Source organism: Enterococcus sp. 3G1_DIV0629, assembly GCF_002141285.1.
Taxonomy (GTDB): Bacteria; Bacillota; Bacilli; order Lactobacillales; family Enterococcaceae; genus Enterococcus_B; species Enterococcus_B lactis.
The window spans coordinates 628,022-645,447 of the sequence record NZ_NGLI01000002.1 but is presented as its reverse complement, the minus strand read 5'-3'; the positions used below and the strand labels follow the sequence as shown (position 1 = coordinate 645,447).

General features: G+C 40.2%; 15 protein-coding genes and 1 other annotated feature. Of the genes, 5 read left to right on the top strand and 10 right to left on the bottom strand.

The window, feature by feature from the left end; genetic code table 11:
• Nucleotides 1-14: 14 nt before the first annotated feature.
• Nucleotides 15-255, bottom strand: a binding site (T-box leader).
• The 4 genes from gltX to A5816_RS11870 all read right to left on the bottom strand — a co-directional run bounded on the left by gltX (nucleotide 252) and on the right by A5816_RS11870 (nucleotide 5,032).
• Complete coding sequence (gltX, locus tag A5816_RS11885) at nucleotides 252-1,712, bottom strand: glutamate--tRNA ligase (protein WP_086311410.1); 1,461 nt, start codon at nucleotides 1,710-1,712, stop codon at nucleotides 252-254. Its footprint overlaps the feature before it by 4 nt.
• A 168-nt stretch (nucleotides 1,713-1,880) precedes the next feature.
• Entirely contained in the window at nucleotides 1,881-3,038 is a 1,158-nt protein-coding gene (locus tag A5816_RS11880) for a PIN/TRAM domain-containing protein (RefSeq protein WP_002287448.1), read from the bottom strand.
• 33 nt (nucleotides 3,039-3,071) lie between these two features.
• Complete coding sequence (gene radA, locus A5816_RS11875) at nucleotides 3,072-4,442, bottom strand: DNA repair protein RadA (protein ID WP_002287449.1); 1,371 nt, start codon at nucleotides 4,440-4,442, stop codon at nucleotides 3,072-3,074.
• Nucleotides 4,443-4,504: 62 nt separating this feature from the next.
• Complete coding sequence (locus tag A5816_RS11870) at nucleotides 4,505-5,032, bottom strand: dUTP diphosphatase (RefSeq protein WP_010733123.1); 528 nt, start codon at nucleotides 5,030-5,032, stop codon at nucleotides 4,505-4,507.
• Nucleotides 5,033-5,261: 229 nt separating this feature from the next.
• Between A5816_RS11870 and proB the strand changes: the two genes are divergently transcribed.
• From proB to A5816_RS11855, 3 genes are all read left to right on the top strand, one after another.
• Nucleotides 5,262-6,068 (top strand): glutamate 5-kinase, encoded by an 807-nt coding sequence (proB, locus tag A5816_RS11865; protein WP_010733122.1) that lies wholly within the window; start codon nucleotides 5,262-5,264, stop codon nucleotides 6,066-6,068.
• Nucleotides 6,065-7,312: a glutamate-5-semialdehyde dehydrogenase gene (locus A5816_RS11860; protein WP_086311409.1), complete on the top strand. Its 1,248-nt coding sequence runs from the start codon at nucleotides 6,065-6,067 to the stop codon at nucleotides 7,310-7,312. Before proB ends, A5816_RS11860 begins: the two co-directional genes overlap by 4 nt.
• 75 nt (nucleotides 7,313-7,387) lie before the next feature.
• The gene (locus A5816_RS11855) at nucleotides 7,388-7,732 is read left to right on the top strand and encodes a hypothetical protein (protein ID WP_086311408.1); all 345 of its coding nucleotides are present in this window, start codon (nucleotides 7,388-7,390) and stop codon (nucleotides 7,730-7,732) included.
• A 254-nt stretch (nucleotides 7,733-7,986) separates the two neighbouring features.
• On the opposite strand, the gene A5816_RS11850 is transcribed toward A5816_RS11855, so the two are convergent.
• Together A5816_RS11850 and A5816_RS11840 are read right to left on the bottom strand one after the other, a co-directional pair.
• Nucleotides 7,987-8,313 (bottom strand): hypothetical protein, encoded by a 327-nt coding sequence (locus A5816_RS11850; RefSeq protein WP_002373352.1) that lies wholly within the window; start codon nucleotides 8,311-8,313, stop codon nucleotides 7,987-7,989.
• Nucleotides 8,314-8,562: 249 nt separating this feature from the next.
• Complete coding sequence (locus A5816_RS11840) at nucleotides 8,563-9,765, bottom strand: MFS transporter (RefSeq protein WP_002296013.1); 1,203 nt, start codon at nucleotides 9,763-9,765, stop codon at nucleotides 8,563-8,565.
• A 116-nt stretch (nucleotides 9,766-9,881) separates the two neighbouring features.
• On the opposite strand from A5816_RS11840, the gene A5816_RS11835 reads away from it, so the two are divergent.
• On the top strand, nucleotides 9,882-10,397 hold the full coding sequence (locus tag A5816_RS11835; RefSeq protein WP_002310468.1) for a PadR family transcriptional regulator: 516 nt from the start codon (nucleotides 9,882-9,884) through the stop codon (nucleotides 10,395-10,397).
• Nucleotides 10,398-10,597: 200 nt separating this feature from the next.
• Here A5816_RS11835 and A5816_RS11825 read toward each other — a convergent pair whose 3' ends face one another.
• The 4 genes from A5816_RS11825 to A5816_RS11805 all read right to left on the bottom strand — a co-directional run bounded on the left by A5816_RS11825 (nucleotide 10,598) and on the right by A5816_RS11805 (nucleotide 14,000).
• Complete coding sequence (locus A5816_RS11825) at nucleotides 10,598-11,044, bottom strand: DUF2798 domain-containing protein (protein WP_002310470.1); 447 nt, start codon at nucleotides 11,042-11,044, stop codon at nucleotides 10,598-10,600.
• Between the two features lie 46 nt (nucleotides 11,045-11,090).
• Nucleotides 11,091-12,569, bottom strand: coding sequence for an ABC-F type ribosomal protection protein Msr(C) (msr(C), locus tag A5816_RS11820; RefSeq protein WP_086311407.1), 1,479 nt, complete (start codon nucleotides 12,567-12,569; stop codon nucleotides 11,091-11,093).
• A 353-nt stretch (nucleotides 12,570-12,922) separates the two neighbouring features.
• The gene (locus A5816_RS11810; protein ID WP_002310475.1) at nucleotides 12,923-13,552 is read right to left on the bottom strand and encodes a nitroreductase family protein; all 630 of its coding nucleotides are present in this window, start codon (nucleotides 13,550-13,552) and stop codon (nucleotides 12,923-12,925) included.
• On the bottom strand, nucleotides 13,536-14,000 hold the full coding sequence (locus A5816_RS11805; protein ID WP_002310476.1) for a MarR family winged helix-turn-helix transcriptional regulator: 465 nt from the start codon (nucleotides 13,998-14,000) through the stop codon (nucleotides 13,536-13,538). The genes A5816_RS11810 and A5816_RS11805 overlap by 17 nt, the downstream gene beginning before the upstream one ends.
• Before the next feature lie 148 nt (nucleotides 14,001-14,148).
• On the opposite strand from A5816_RS11805, the gene A5816_RS11800 reads away from it, so the two are divergent.
• Nucleotides 14,149-17,277 carry a glucosaminidase domain-containing protein gene (locus tag A5816_RS11800; protein ID WP_086311406.1) on the top strand — a complete coding sequence of 1,043 codons (3,129 nt, stop codon included), beginning with the start codon at nucleotides 14,149-14,151 and terminating at the stop codon, nucleotides 17,275-17,277.
• The last annotated feature ends 149 nt before the right edge of the window (nucleotides 17,278-17,426 follow it).

Genomic DNA, 17,426 nt, shown 5'->3' with positions numbered 1-17,426 from the left:
AATAAGTTTCCTTATCAAAAGACGCTTTCCGCGTGGTTCCACTTTTCTTCATAATCAACGATTATCTCTGACAGCTAACGCCTGTTATACGTTCTTGGCTACTTCGTTTCCTGTAAAACAGTTTTTCCTGTTTTCTGTGTTTTCGCCAAGACCACTCCCAGAGGCATTTCGGCAACCATTCATTGATACCTTGCACCACCCGGTATCTCTCTTGTAATGATCAGCTGCTTACTTTTTTCTGTTCATCGTGTTTAGTTCAGTACTTGATTTAAATGTGCTAATGATTTTTCACGACCAAGTAATTCGATCGTTTCAGGCAATTCTGGTCCATGCATTTGTCCTGATACAGCTACACGGATCGGCATGAAAAGATTTTTCCCTTTTACGCCAGTTTCTTTTTGAACAGCTTTGATGGCAGCTTTTACAGTTGGAGCATCTACTACTTCCATTTGTTCTAGCTGTGCTTTAAATGCGTGGAGAACAGTAGGAACTGTTTCACCAGCAAGTACTTCTTTTGCTGCTTCATTCAATACAGGATGTTCATTGAAAAATAGCGTAGACAGATCAACGATTTCTGCAGCATAGCTCATTTGAGGTTGATACAGGCTAACGATCTTCTTCACCCATTCGATTGTCTTTTCATCTGGGTTTTCTGCTACACGTCCATCAGCGATTAGATAAGGCAGACACATGTCAGTAAATGCATCTAGATCCATTGCTTTGATGTAATGGTTGTTTACCCATTGCAGTTTTTTCGCATCGAAAGCTGCGGGTGATTTACTTAGGCGTTTTGGATCGAACATTTTGATCAAATCTTGGTGTTCGAAGATTTCGTCTTCGCCCACAGGTGACCAGCCCAATAATGCAATAAAGTTGAACATTGCATCTGGTAGATAACCTAATTCGCGATATTGTTCGATAAATTGTAAGATTGATTCGTCACGTTTGCTTAGTTTTTTGCCTGTTTCACTGTTGATGATCAACGTCATATGTCCGAATGTTGGTGGCGTCCAGCCAAATGCTTCATAGATCATCAGTTGTTTTGGTGTATTGGCAATATGGTCATCTCCACGTAAAACGTGAGTGATTTTCATCAAATGATCATCGACCGCAACAGCAAAGTTATAGGTTGGCATACCATCGCGTTTTTGGATGACAAAGTCGCCGCCGATATTATCGGATTCGAACGAAATAGCGCCTTTTACCATATCTGTAAATGCGTATTCTGTATTGCGAGGCACACGGAAACGTACAACAGATTCTAGACCTTGTGCTTCTTTTTCTGCTTGTTCTTCAGGTGTCAAGTTCGCACATGTTCCTGCGTAATGAGGCATTTCTCCTCTTGCGCGTTGTGCTTCCCGTTCTGCTTCTAATTCTTCTTCTGTGCAATAGCATTTGTATGCTCGATTGCTAGCAAGCAACTGATCAATCAGCGGTTGATAGATTTCTTTACGTTCAGATTGACGGTAAGGGCCATATTCTCCAGGATTTTCAGGAGATTCATCCCAATCCATTCCCAACCAAGCAAGGTTTTCCAACTGGCTTTTTTCGCCATCTTCGATATTACGTTTTTGGTCAGTATCCTCAATACGAATAATAAAGTCTCCATCATTGTGGCGGGCAAACAAATAATTGAACAATGCAGTTCTTGCATTTCCAATATGCAGGTGCCCAGTTGGACTTGGTGCATAGCGTACGCGTACTTTCGTCATTTTCTTCCTCTTCTTTCAAACTAGACTTTGACTAACAGTAAAATTCCGTCAGTTACGGCTTCTCAAATATCATTTATTTAAAGCCACTCAGCACAAATTTTACCTTTTCTAAGGTAAATAGTAAAGCCAACTGGTTGAATTTCCTTACCAGTTGGCTGAATTTCTTTTTTATTTTGATTGTTTTGTCTTTTTCTCTGTCTCTTTTTTATTGTCGATCCCTCGTCCTGCATGGGCAGGTTTAGCAAAGATCATACGTCCAGCAGCTGTTTGAAGGGCGCTTGTCACAACGACTTCGATACGTTCATTCATGTAATGCTGTCCATCTTCTACGACAACCATCGTGCCGTCATCAAGATAGGCTACCCCTTGCTGGCGTTCTGTTCCGGCTTTTACTACTAGAACATTCATCGTTTCACCAGGAATGACGACTGGTTTCACGGCATTTGCCAACGCATTGATATTAAGAACAGGTACATTTTGGAATTCAGAGACTTTATTCAAGTTATAGTCATTGGTTACGATGACACCGTCTAAAAGTTTGGCTAATTTGATCAACTTGCTGTCTACTTCGCTGATATCTTCAAAGTCTCCATCGTACATTTCGACAGATATACCTTCTTCTTTTTGCAAAGCATTTAGGATATCTAATCCGCGACGACCACGCACACGTTTCAAACTATCCCCTGAGTCCGCGATGTATTGTAGTTCGTAAAGAACAAAATTAGGGATCATCAAGGTTCCTTCTAAGAACCCAGTCTTTGTAATATCATAAATCCGACCATCAATAATCACGCTTGTATCCAAGATTTTGTATTTATGGAAATTTTCTCCTGATTTTCGTTCTAACAGTTGGCTCTCCACTTGGCTAGCTGTTTCTTGCTCGATTTTTTTACTTCGTGAACCAAAGACTTTCTTCCATTCTTCGATTCGTGTCGTTCCCATTCTCAATCCCAAATAACCTAAGATGATCATCAGTAAAATCGGCAATACACTATTGACGAATGGAATTTCCATATTGTAAAGAGGGGTTGAGATCACAACGCCTAAAGTCAATCCGATGATCGCACCGATCGCACCGAAGAGAAGATAAGTCAAACTGACCTCGCTTAGTTTTTGTTCTACTTGTTTGATAATAGCTGAGATATGTTTAGCCAACAGCAAAGATAATAAAAAGAAAATAAGTGCGCCTAACAAGCTGTTGGTAAATGTATTATTCAGCCACCCATTTGACTGTTGACCGATTGCCTGCCAAGCTGAGGGTAAAAATGAAATACCCAAGCTTGCGCCGACAATGATCATCAGCAACGTAATGACACGTTTTTGCATCGTTTTTCCTCCGTTTCGACAATCATTTATTATTTAGCGGAACACACGCTTCAACGTTTCAGCCAAAGTTGCTACTCCAACGATCTCGATTCCTTTTGGCGCTTCCCAGTTGCCTAAATTGTTTTTAGGCAGGTAAACTTTTGTGAAGCCGAGTTTTTGGACTTCTTTGACCCGTTGTTCAATATGACTGACACGTCTGATTTCTCCAGTCAGTCCGATTTCACCGATGAAACATTCCGTCGGCTGTGTTCCTTTTTCTTTGTAGCTTGAAGCAATACTGACAGCGATAGCTAAATCAATCGCTGGTTCATTTAATTTTACCCCACCTGCAGCTTTTAAGTAAGCATCTTGATTCTGAAGAAGTAGTCCAGCTCTTTTTTCCAGCACTGCCATGATCAGAGATACACGATTGAAATCAAGACCTGTTGTTGTTCGCTTAGCATTTCCGAACATAGTAGGTGTGACTAATGCTTGGATCTCTACCAAAATTGGACGTGTTCCTTCCATTGCCACAACGATAGCAGAGCCAGTCGCACCGTCTAGGCGTTCCTCTAAGAAAATCTGTGAAGGGTTAGCGACTTCTTCCAATCCATGCTCATGCATTTCAAAAATCCCAATCTCGTTCGTTGAGCCAAATCGGTTTTTTACCGCTCGTAAAATTCGGAAACTATGATGTTGTTCACCTTCAAAATATAACACTGTATCCACCATATGCTCTAACATTCTTGGACCGGCGATCGAACCTTCTTTCGTAACATGACCGACGATAAAGATGGCAATCCCATTTGTTTTAGCGATTTTGAGTAATTCTGCAGTGGTTTCTCTTACTTGGCTGACGCTTCCTGCCACACTTGTGATGTCTGGCTGCGTCATCGTTTGGATGGAATCAATAATAACATAATCAGGGGAGATATGTTCGATGGCACGACTGATTTCATTCATATCTGTTTCAGCGTATAGATAAAATTCTGTGTTGATACTTCCTAGGCGCTCCGCGCGTAATTTTATCTGTTCTGCGCTTTCTTCGCCGGATACATATAAGACTTTCCCGCCTATGGCTGCTAATTGCTGAGAAACTTGTAATAGCAAAGTGGATTTACCAATACCTGGATCACCACCGATCAAGACCATGGATCCCGGTACCACACCTCCACCTAGCACACGGTTCAGTTCTTCTAATTTCGTTTTGATCCGAGGTTCTTTTTTAGGGACGACGTCTGCGATTTTTGTTGGTTTCGCTTTTTCTCCTGTCAAACTTGTCCGCGTTCTGCGGTCTGTTGTATCTTGTTCGATTTCTTCAACCATCGTATTCCATTTTCCGCAATTTGGGCAGCGCCCCAAGAACTTAGGCGACACATACCCGCAATTTTGGCAAACAAATTGTACTTTTGATTTTTTTGCCATTGTACCGCCTCCTTTTATTCTAACCATGAGACATTAAATCAAGCTTAAATTTCTTTATCGTTTTATTTACTGGAAGAACCAAATCCGCCTTGACGTTGAGCAGTCGTTTGATCTTGATCTGCTTTTAAAAATGGCAAGAAGATTCCTTGACCGATACGCTCACCTTTTTTGATCACTACATCCTTGAAACCAAAGTTGGTGAATTGGAACATGATATGGCCTTCATTTGCCTCATTATTGTAATAATCGCTGTCAATCACACCCACGCCGTTCGTCAACACTAAAAACCGCTTCAACGGATTGCTTGAACGGTTAGCAAGCTGCAAAAATTCATCTTCTCCCATGTAGGCTTTAATCCCAGTAGGCACGAGGATCGGTTTTAACTGTTTTTCATTTTCTGATACGTCTTTTTTCAATGCATCTGCGACGGTTTCCAATCCTTTTTTCCAGCCTGCTTTCCAGATACTTGGAATCACGACCTCTTCTGCTGCTTCAAAATCATAGCCAGCAGCATGATGTGTAGCGCGCTGCGGTAGATTGATATTTTGCTCTTTATATTTAGAAATAACTTCAAATCCTCTTTTTCTCACCGGTTTTCCTCCCTAAATAAACTACTCCTATTCTAACATATTCGAGGCTATAAAAGACTCTCTTTACAAATTCTTCAAGAAATTCTGCTATCCTAAAGTCAACCATTAACGCGTTCTTTTACCGAACAACTGCAAGTTGTACAAAAAAACTATTTTTTACATGACTTTACTCGTCAAAACAAGTAGAATAGAACGAAATTAATGAGTGGATATTTGATTGAGGTGTCACATGCGTAAAGAAATAAAAAATGCAAAACGAATTATTGTCAAAGTAGGAACAAGTACATTGATCTATCCTAATGGAAACATCAATCTTGCAGCGATCGATCAGTTAGCTTTTGTCCTTTCCGATCTTAGAAATCGTGGAAAGGAAGTGATCCTAGTCTCATCGGGAGCTGTAGGCGTCGGTATGCATAAATTACATTTGTCAGAACGTCCGACTTTGATCCCTGAACAGCAAGCTGCGGCGGCTGTTGGTCAATCCGAATTGATGAATATCTATAATCAAAGATTCAGTGTATATAATCAGCAGACAGCACAAATCCTCGTGACAAGAGACGTGGTAGATTACCCTGAAAGTCGTAAAAATGTGAGGAATACATTGGAACAGCTTTTGATCATGGATACGATTCCTATCGTAAACGAAAATGATACTGTCGCAGTAGATGAATTAGATCATCTGACAAAATTTGGCGATAATGATCAGCTGTCAGCAATCATGGCAAAACTTGTCGCGGCAGACCTTTTGATCGTTCTTTCTGATATCGACGGTTTTTATTCAGATAATCCGACTACAAATCCCGAGGCTCAGATGTATCGCTATATCGATAAAATCGATGAAAAGATTCTGGCACAAGCAGGTGGTGCAGGCAGCACCTTTGGAACAGGCGGTATGCAAAGTAAATTAAAAGCAGCTTCTAGGATATTTGAAGCAAACAGTGCAATGATTTTAGCAAATGGGAAAAATCCGGCAATCATTTTTGATATTCTTGCAGGAAAAGAAGTAGGTACTTTATTTAAGGAGGACTTGAAATGACTGATTTGATGCAATTAGGGCAACAGGCAAAAGATAGTGCGCAACAACTAGCACTTATGCCTACAAACCGTAAAAATGAGCTACTTATTCAAATGGCGAAAACCATCAAAAAGAATCAACAGGCGATCATCGAAGCAAATCATAAGGACTTAGAGAAAGCAGTCGAAAACAATATCAGTGAAACGATGCAAGACCGCTTGCAGCTGACGCCTGAACGAATCAATGCCATGGCTGCAGAGATCGAAAAGATTGCTTCGTTAGACGATCCTATTGGAAAAGTAGATGAGATGTGGACGAACACCGACGGATTGAGAATCGGCAAAAAGCGCGTGCCCCTCGGCGTGATCGGTATCATTTACGAATCTCGTCCAAATGTCACGACTGATGCAGCCAGTCTAGCGTTCAAATCAGGGAATGCCGTTATCCTTCGCGGTGGCAAAGAAGCATTCTTCTCGAACCAATTGCTGGTCCAATTATTGCAGCAAGTACTGCTTAGTGCTGGCGAATCTCCTTATGCCATCCAGTTTGTCGATGATACTTCTCATGAAACTGCAGAACAGTTGATGCGATTGACAGAATACTTAGATGTGCTGATCCCTCGAGGCGGAGCAAAATTGATCCAAAGAGTCAAAGAACAAGCAACGGTACCTATCATTGAAACAGGTACAGGAAATAATCACGTATACATCGATAAAGAAGCACAGTTGTCTATGGCAGTGAAAATCATCGTCAATGCAAAAGCTTCCCGTCCTTCTGTCTGCAACGCGGCAGAAACATTACTGATCCATTCTGAGATCGCACCCTTTTTCTTACCAGCCATTGAAAAAGAACTGGTAGAACACGGCGTCTCTTTACGTGCGGATACTCGTGCGTTAGAATATCTAGAGACAGCTGCTTTAGCAGAAGAGGCAGATTGGGATACTGAATATCTGGATTATATCCTTGCCGTCAAAGTAGTCGATTCTTTAAGCGAAGCAATTGCGCATATCAACCGACATAACACCAAGCATTCAGAAACAATCGTGACAGATAGCTATTCGGCTAGTCAGCGTTTCTTGAATGAAGTGGACGCGGCGGCTGTCTATGTCAATGCCTCCACTCGTTTTACAGACGGATCGGTATTTGGTTTTGGTGCAGAGATCGGCATCTCCACTCAAAAGCTACATGCCCGCGGTCCAATGGGGTTAAATGAATTAACTTCCACAAAATATATCATTTATGGCGATGGACAAATCCGCGAATAATGTTTCGTGTGAAACATTATTCACGCCTTTTGCCTTTTTACTGTAAAGGTTCTATCCAACTAGAAAGGTGTCAATATGTTTGAAATTTTAATGATTTTTTTTATTTACCTTATTTCTCTGAATATCGCTGCTTTTCTAGGAGTCGGTATTTTATCCCTTTTTTTTCAGTTAAAAAAACGAAGCATAGGGAGTCAACGGGAAAAATGGGCGCAGTATTTTGACAAAATTGGTCCAAAAGGTTTGGTTGCTCGCTTACACATCAGCTACATGGCTGCATTATGCCTGTTAGCTGGAGTCAATTACTATTCTTTTTTCGATCATTCAATTGCCTATACGATTACGTTGCTGATTGCTGGGATCTTTCACTTATCTTATAAATATCAGCTGAATAAAAACCACTTGAATCGGACTTTCCGCTAAAAAATATCCGTACGATAAGTAGGGTGCCTTGAACATCGGCAAAAAACTGCCGAACTTTTTAGAGCGTGGGACAAAAGTAAAGAAAAACTTTTGTCCCACGCTCTAAACATGTATAAACGGCGGGAGCAGAAGCAACTCCTTCGGAAATAAGCTGAAATTCACAAAAATTTGAAAAGCAATTTTCGTGAATTTCTTCTTATTTCTTGGAGTTAAACGCTTCTGTCCCAGCCTCTTCCCATATAAACGGTGTTCTCCTACCAGCTGCCTGGTAAATCTGTTTCCTCTTCGTTAAGAAGCGAAAATCCGTCAAATGTTTCGCCATCATAATAACGAAGCAGCTCATCCATGGACAAGTTCATCGTTTTTTCTTTTTCTTCTTCCGCTGATTCTGCCAATAGCTGTTCCCGATACATCTGATACATACCAGCTATTTTTTGCTGCATCGCTTTTCTAGTTTCACCTTCCGCGTTGATCATTGGCAATTCTTTGATATAGCCACGATAAATCAACCGATCATCTGAAAATTCAATGGGTAATTCAACGAGTGTCAACCCGACTTCCTGAAAATATTCTTCCAGCATCTGTTATCCCCCCATTCTTTTTCTTAAATGAATTTTAGCTTACCTACTGAAAATTTTCCAGTTACATTATTTTGAGAAAAAAAGAGAATGTGACAAAAATCGTGTCACATTCCCTTTTTCCGAATAAACGGTGTTCAAAAGCCAGTTTCCCGGTATTAAGCCAAATTTATGCAAAAATGTAGAAAGCCATTTTCACAAAATTTTTCTTAATACTTGAAACTAAACGACTTTTTCACAACCTCTGGTTTCTTATTCTTCTTCATTTGTAGCAAAATAATTACGGTGATAAATGATACAACATACACTGATAAGAACAATGGCACCTGCAAAATAAAACGCATAGCTTTCACCAATATGTTCGCCGATCACACCTGCAATAAATGGTGCTAAAGCTCCACCGAAAAAGCGGACAAAACTATAGCTGGAAGAAGCAACATTTCGTTGCAGACCGGGTATTTCCATAGCAATCGTCGTCAACAGTGTATTGATAATTCCTTGGAAAAATCCTGCTAACACAATGCTGATCGGTACAAGGACTGGCATAGAAGTTCCAGCTCCTAATAACAGCAAACAAATAATGAATAAGACAAATGCAGCTAAAATCGTCCGATAAGTCGTAAACTTACGCTCAAGAGCCGGTGCAACGAAAATCGAAGCAATAGCCAGAAGCACACCCCAGCCAAAAAATACAAAACCGACTTCTAATTCAGAATAGCCAATCAATAAAAAAGGCGCATATGCAAGTAAAGTAAAGAATCCGAAATTATATAACAATGCAATCAGTCCAACTGAACGAAGTTTATGATTGCTTAACGCTTTGACACCTTCCCAAAGGCCTACTTTTCTCTTTGGTTTCTCAGTTTCAGGTAAAAGTACCGCTAGGGCTATAAAACCGCAAAACATCAAAAATGCTACCCCAAAAAATGGATAACGCCATGAACCACTACCCAAGACCCCACCGACTAGAGGGCCAACAGCCATTCCGCAGCCAAGTGCTGCTTCATACATCATGATTGCTTTTTCTGTGTTACCGACTAAAATACTGACGATCGTTGCTAAAGCAGTAGAGACAAACAAAGCATTCCCGACACCCCAGCCGGCACGTAACCCAATCAACATACCGATATTGCCAGATAATCCACCAAGACCAGCGAATACAACGATGATAAACAATCCGGTCATCAATGTTTTTTTCAAGCCAATCCGACTAGATAAGAAACCTGTAAATAGCATCACCACACCAGTGACTAACATGTAACTAGTAAATAACAGGGTCGTTTCAGCTGGCGTAGCGTTTAACTGTGCAGCAATCGTTTTTAAGATCGGGTCTACTAGGCCCACTCCCATAAAAGCGATCATACAGGTAGCTGCTACAACTAGCGCCGAACTTTTCCCCTTTGTTTCTTCATTTGTTTGTTCTTGTATATCTATTTGATTCTCCAATATTTCCATCCCTTTCTCTCTATTAGCATCATACATGATTTATTTTACATGTCAATATGCACATGTAAAACATGGAAACTTTACTGTGATATAATAAAGAAAATAAGACGAGAGGTAGGATTTTTATGAATACTTTAGCCTATATATTATTATGCGTGCTTTTATCCAAACCGCGTTCTGGGTATGAATTGAAGCAGCTGATCACGATTTTTTGGGAAGCTCATCACAGTCAGATTTATACGACGCTTGCCAAGTTAGACCAGCAGGGTTATGTGACCGTTTTGGACAAAGACGAGCACTCTCAAAAAAAGATCTACCACTTAACTGATGAAGGACGTGCCCTTGTAGAGGAATGGATCAAAGAGGAGACCCCAGCTCCTACGCAAAAAGATGAATTTTTAGCAAAAATCTATGCTTTTTCGACACTCGACAAAACAACAGCTACTGGACTGCTATTCACTAGAGAACAACAGCTGAACAAAATCATGCAAAAAAATCAAAAAAAATTGAATGACCTCTCGCTAGACAAGAGACAAGAATTTGGACGTTATGTTGTTATCCAGCGCCGAATCATGCTTTGTCAGCAGGAACTCCAATGGTGTCAGCAAGTAAGAGAACAAATGCAGCCGTTTTTTGAGTAATGGATAAACAGAACCTTTCTAGATTTATCTATTAAGCAACGAATCATCTTCACTAAAAGAACGATACAGCTGACCAAGAAAAACGATCCGAAAGATAGGCAAGAACCTATCGTTCGGATCGTTTTTCTTTCTAGAACAGCATTGAAGGGACTGTGACAAAAAGCAGGTCACAACCTTTTTTTCAAATAAACAGTGTTCCATCATTCATTGCTTTGAATGGCTTTCAACACACTTCTTGAAAGTGGGCCAACGATGATCAACTGCAACGGTAAAGCGGCAATCACATTCATTTTCCAAGCATTCATATAAGCAGAGAATAATTGATCAGGTATTCCTTGTTCCATGATCACACCAAACAAAGACATACATGTGACCATTCCTAAAACCATCAAGCAGGAAATAGTTAAGATCATTTGGATCTTGCTTTCTGGATTTACTGGTAGTTTAAAGGCAATTTTTTTCGCCAGCACACCGATGATGAAGACATCCAAAATGAAAGCCACCACGAATCCAGGCACTAGACCAATCAACAAACTTGATAAATGAAGATCTTGATGCAGCCATAAATTATACGCGCTCATCCCCAAGACCATCAAAAAACACATCATTGTTGTAAAAATTATTCCTTCTTTTTTATTTGTAGGCAATCTGTACCACTCCTTTAAATTTGTCACGAAAATCATCGTAGCACATTTAAAAATTTCTCGTAAGTACTTTTTTTATTTTCTGCCCTTTTATTTCATAAACTTCATCAGCCGTACGCTCGACAAAGTAGGAATCATGAGAAGTAAACAAAATCGTTCCCGGATATACTTGCATCAGCTTCTCTAAAGCTTCGATCGTTGCCATATCAATGAAATTAGTCGGTTCATCTAACAGCAACACATTACTTGGCTTAGTAAAAAGCAAAGCAATCGTCAAACGGGTCGCTTCTCCCCCACTTAACGTACACAACGGTTTCGCCAGAGTTTCCTGAGCAAACCCTAAGTGATTCAGCAAACTGCGGACAAGCGATTCCGAAAACTCTGTTTGTCTCATGACAAAACGAATGACGGATTCTTCAGATGTCATTTGATAATCCTTTTGCTGATAGACTTGAAAGCTTACTTTCGGAGAGAGAAGGATTCCTTCTCCTTGTTTGCGGATATGTTCCAATAAAGTTGTCTTACCTGAACCATTTTCGCCGACAATCGCGATTTTTTTACCTAAAGAAAATTGAAAATCGCTATTTATCAGTAATGTTCTTCCGTTTCTTTCCAATTGGATATTTTGTCCCATGATTGGATAACGATTGTGGAGTGCAAGAGATTTTGGTACTGGAAAACGGATTTGTTTCATCTGTTGCGGCTTGGTTGTTTCTCCTATTTTTTGGAGTCTTCTCTCTAATGTTTTCGCATTCTTTTGGATGGCTTTTTGTACACTGTCTTTTTGTTTAGAGGAAGACAACCGATCCGGTCTAATTTGTTGCTTTTTCTTTTTACTGGACACTTTTTCCAACTTTTCCGCTTGTTTTTTCTTTTCTTGGAGCGATTTTTCCAATCGTTTTTTCTCTTGCATGATCGACTCTGCTTCTCGTAGCTGAGTCTTTTTCTCCAATTCCTTTTGAGTGAGATAGGCACTATAATTCCCCGAAAACTCTCGGATTTCTCCGTCTTTTACTTCCCAGATTTTCGTTGCCAGCTCATCTAGAAAATAGCGGTCATGACTAACAAAAATCAGCGTGCCATAATAATAACGAAGCTCTTCAATTAGTCGATCCATACTTTTTCTATCTAGATGGGTTGTCGGCTCGTCTAGAAGCATCCCTTGTTCATAAGAAGAAAGAAGACGTATCAACTCGATCTTTCGTTCTTCCCCTCCACTCCATTTCCGTTCCGAAGTTTCTTCCAGTTTTAACTGGAAATGACTGGCTAATTCCAAATTCAGATCCTTTGTTTCAGTAAGATAAGTTAATTGAGGCAGATAGTTGAAAGTGATCTCTGTTTGGATTTTCCCTTGATCGGGGATAAGTTCACCGGCTATCAGTTTAAGCAACGTTGACTTACCGACTCCATTTTCCCCTATGATCCCTATCCGATCTTGCTGATAGACACGAAGAGAATCAATAGATAATTCTAACTGGTTACCAAAACGAACTTGCAGGTTTGTTATATTTATTGCTAAATTTTCCATATGTTTTACACTCCTATTTCATGTAAAACAACAATTATCGATACTAAAAAAGAGCAGAAAAATCTGTTTGCAAAAAAACTGCATAACATCTTTTCCTACTCTGAACGAAATAACTATGACTAAATCATCAAATCTGTCATAGCTTTCACCTATTCTACTGTCGTTCGAAAAAATGGACATACTCCACCCATGAAATTGTTGTTTATACATGTCTTTTGAATTTATTTAGTTGTTATTCAAAAGTTCAAAACGTAATTTCATCGATGCAGTCATTTTTCCGACCTCCTTTTTTATTAGGTTACCACACACGATTCAAAAAAAGCAATAGCTACTGAATAGTAACTGAAAACCTTTTATTTGAACGTAGTGATCTTTTCTGGTGCTAAACGAACAGACTCGTAACCTTCTTCTACCGCTTTTCCTATTGATAAAATAATAACTGGAACATAACGGTCTTTATCCAAACCAAATGCCTCTGCCAACTGATCTGCTTCGAATCCACCAATTGGATTTGTTTCATAGCCATGATCACGCGCAACTAACATGAATTGCATAGCCGCTAAGCTAGAATCGACTTTGACTACATCGTTCATTTCTTCTCTTGAAAAACTCTTGTAATAAGGAATGATCGCAGCTAATTGTTGATCTCTGACTTCTTTTGGCATCTTCCCTGATTCGTAAGCTTGGTTATAGATTTCTTCGCCATATTCGTAACATTGCATATCGCCAAAAATCATGACCATTGCAGAAGAAGTATCATTCTGTCTCGTATTGAAACGAATCAAAGGACGCAAGATTTCTTTTGCTTCCTCGCTTTCAGCGACCACAAAGCGCCATGGTTGCATATTGACAGAAGAAGGAGCAGTCGTCGCTTCTTTGATCATTTCCAGCATTTCTTCGTGTGGGATTTTGTATGTTTCATCATATACGCGAACGGATCTTCTACCAGTCATAATTGTTGAAAAATCATTTTTTTGTTCCATTATTATTAACCTCTTTCGTTTCTGTTGTTATATTGCAAAGTTGGGTATTCAATTTATCTAAAAGTGTTAGGAATTGTTTCATTTCTACATCGCTGAAAGCTGGGGACAGCACGGAACCTGTATCTTTATGGTCCATTTCACAATGCTCGATTTTCTGCTGGGCTTTTTCTGTCAGTGCTACGTACACTTCCCGGTTGTTCTGAGGATTTCTCTGACGCGAAACATAGCCGTTTGCTTCTAAAACCTTCAGATGACGAGTAACTGCTCCTTGATCAATCTGCAACTTTTCTTGCAAACTGCTTTGCAGCAATGGATTTTCTTCTTTCAGTCTCATCATGATCTCGTATCTAGTAAGACTTATACCGATATTTTCCTCAAAGATCTGGACGATTTTTTGATCGGCTAATTTGATTTGATATAAAAGGTGGCTAATCTCTTCTAAAGACATAATTTCCTCCTCTCTAATAATTGACTAGTCAACGATTGACTTATCAATAATAGAATAAAAAAAGAAAAAAGTCAAAGAATCAGCTGTGAAATTAAAAAACAAAGGCTTTCAATAGAAATGAGTGTAAATAAAAGAAATCTCTTGTAGAATGAAAAGAAGGAACAATAAAAAAGAAAGAGAGGACAATGATGTGAGAAAAAGAATATTAGCCGCAGTATTTCTCTTAGTGAATGCGACGTTGTTACCTAATAGTCTCGTATTTGCTGATACCGTTTTGTCAAATGTTCAAACAACAGAAACATCTGCCCTATCAGAAGATGAAAGCGCACCATCCCAATCAAGCCTATCTGGAGAGAATTCCTATCAAAATCTAGAAGACAGCTCTTCTGCAGTAGAAAATTTTACACCGCCAAAAATCTCTGGAAATCCCTCTTTGCAAGGAGCAAATGGTAGATTTGAACAAATGAAACCTGATAAAATCCACCTTTCAGCTTCAAAACAAACAAAGGAATCGTTCATTCAGCAGCAATCTGCTCATAGCTACATTGATGCGCAAGGTGTGTATGAGATCGTCTCTACTGATGTCCAGCTACCCGGTGGACAATGGGTGGATAAAGGAACGATCCAACTGGTCATACCGACAGAACCAACAGAACAAGTCACCAATTATTTGGCCTATTATGTAGCAAAAAAAATCAAAACCTATTCTTTACCCTTGGAAAAATCAGCAGATTTCTTGATGTTTGACGATTCGATCACTCTAGACAAGGAGCATTTTCTTTCTTCCGTACGTGCGTATTACACAGAAGTTGCAGCTGGTCCTATCATTCAAACACATATAAGTATGACAGAAACCTATACGACTCTGAATGAAACAGATATTTATCCTACCTTCTATCGCCAAGAAGAACATCAAAAAATATCTGGACAAGCCCTCGTCACAGATAAAGTAGCGTTATCGGATCAAACGACTTGGGTACATATCCAAACAGGAAACTATGAAGGATGGGTAGCAGCAAACTCTGTAACTGCTCATGAGCCAAAAACAGTTCCAGTTGAAGCCTCACAAGGTCAGCTTTCTGAATCAACCGTTGCCTCTCTGTCACTTGATCAAGCTTGGCTAGAACAATCAGAGGAAACCATTTCACATTCAGAAAGTTATCACGTACAAAGAGCAGTCCAAATCAGCGATCAAGTGTTTTATGTGCTGACAGCAGAGGATTCTTCAATCGTTTTTGTCCGACAGAAAGAATTCCAACCAGAGAATCCAGTATCAGCAGAGACTGATTCCTCAAATGAACAGATAGGAACAGCTGAAAGTACAGCATCTGATTCAAAAGAAACAACTGATTCTTCTTTCCAGCCACAAAACAAAGTGCCACAGACAGATGAATCTACCTTGCGTACTGCACGTCCATCTATTACTTATAGTACACATGTCAAAAATCGTGGTTGGCTGCCAAATGTTTCTAGCGGTCAACTTTCAGGAACAACAGGTCAATCTTTACAAGTAGAAGCTTTTCGTATCCATCTTTCATCCTCCCTCTCTGGTGCTATTGAATACACCTCTTATGTCCAAGGTTCAGGATGGCAAAATTGGGTAGCTAACGGCGCTATTTCTGGCACGACTGGACAAGTCAAACAGATTGAAGGAATCAATATTCGATTAACTGGACAATTAGCAGCAACTTACAATGTTTATTATAGAGTCCATGTACGAAATTTTGGCTGGCTTCCTTGGACAATGAACGGAAATCCTTCCGGAACACTTGGATACGGTCATCAAATCGAAGCAATTGAAATCCAATTATTGGACAAAAACAGTTCCGGTCCTGCTACCAACGGTATTTCTTATATCGAAAAGGAACCATCCGTATTGGCGAATACTCACGTAACTAACAGAGGATGGTTAGGCCAGACAGATGCTGCTAATCAAGCTGGTACGACTGGCCAACGGTTAAGTCTTCAAGCAATGCAACTGCGTTTATCTGAAAATACGATTGGTGGCGGTATCACTTATCAATCCCATATCGCTAACAAAGGTTGGGAAACCAACTGGGCACAAAATGGCACGATTTCTGGCACGACTGGACAAAATCTGCCTATTGAAGCGATCCGCATCAATCTGACTGGTACGATCAGCACCCGATATGACGTTTATTATCGTGTACATGCACAAGAATTCGGCTGGATGAACTGGGCAAAGAACGGTGAACCAGCTGGCACACAAGGCTATGCTTACCGTGCAGAAGCGATTCAAATTGTATTAGTAAGGAAAGGAGGAGCCGCACCTGGTGCAACTACTCGCGCCTTTCGTATAGCTCCGCCTAGAATCACGTTGCAAGGACATGTATCGAATATTGGCTGGGTAAGCCAAACTAGCCTGAACAACTCGATCAGCTACGCAAATCAAGGAAGACAATTTGAAGCGATTCGCGCAAATTTAGGAACATCAAGGTATACTGGCGGTATCCAATATGATTCACACATAGCTGACAGCGGTTGGACCAGAACTGTATCCAATGGAGCGATCTCAGGAACGACTGGACAAAATCGCTCTCTTCAAGCCTTTTCCTTTCAGTTAACAGGAGAACTTGCTGAAAACTATGATATTTATTATCGTGCCTTTGTTCGTTCCAGAGGCTGGTTAGGCTGGGCATCAAATGGACAAAAAGCAGGCTCTGTCAGAATGAATTTACCTGTTGAAGGTATCCAGCTGACCATTGTTGAAAACGACCGGCGGCCAAGTGGCTATCAGCCAAACCAACTGACGATTCTAGGACAAGTGAATGATCAGACACCTCAGGGAAGATTCATCAATTCCGTCAGCCAAAGTGCGAATCGTATCGCGCCTGCTCATGGCTTGTATACTTCTGTCATGTTGGCTCAAGCGATCCTAGAAACAGGATATGGCACAAGCTATCTAGCTCAGCACGCGAATAACTTCTTTGGGATGAAATTCAAAGACGGCGAAGATGAAGGAAAGTATGGCTATATCTGGCATATATCTAACGAAGTGATCAATGGTGTCGTTGTCCCTGTCAATTCAAAATTTCGGGTCTATCAGTCCACTGACCAATCCTTCTTAGATAATGCCTTAAAATTAAGATATGGTGTTTCTTGGGACCCAAACCGATATGCGGGGACATGGAAAGTCAATGCACGCTCTTACAGAGATGCTACCCGTGCACTAACAGGAACATACGCGACAGATCCTGATTACGGTCAAAAATTGAATAATCTGATCGAATATTGGAAGCTGGATCAATTTGATTGAACGGGCATAAAAAAAGGTTGTGACAAGAATGTTGTCACAACCTTTTTTGAGTAAACGGTGTTCAAAAACTTGCATCTACGGTAATAAGTCCAGCCGAACGAAAAACATGAGAAACTGCTTTTGTTTGGCTGTTCTTATTACTTGATGCA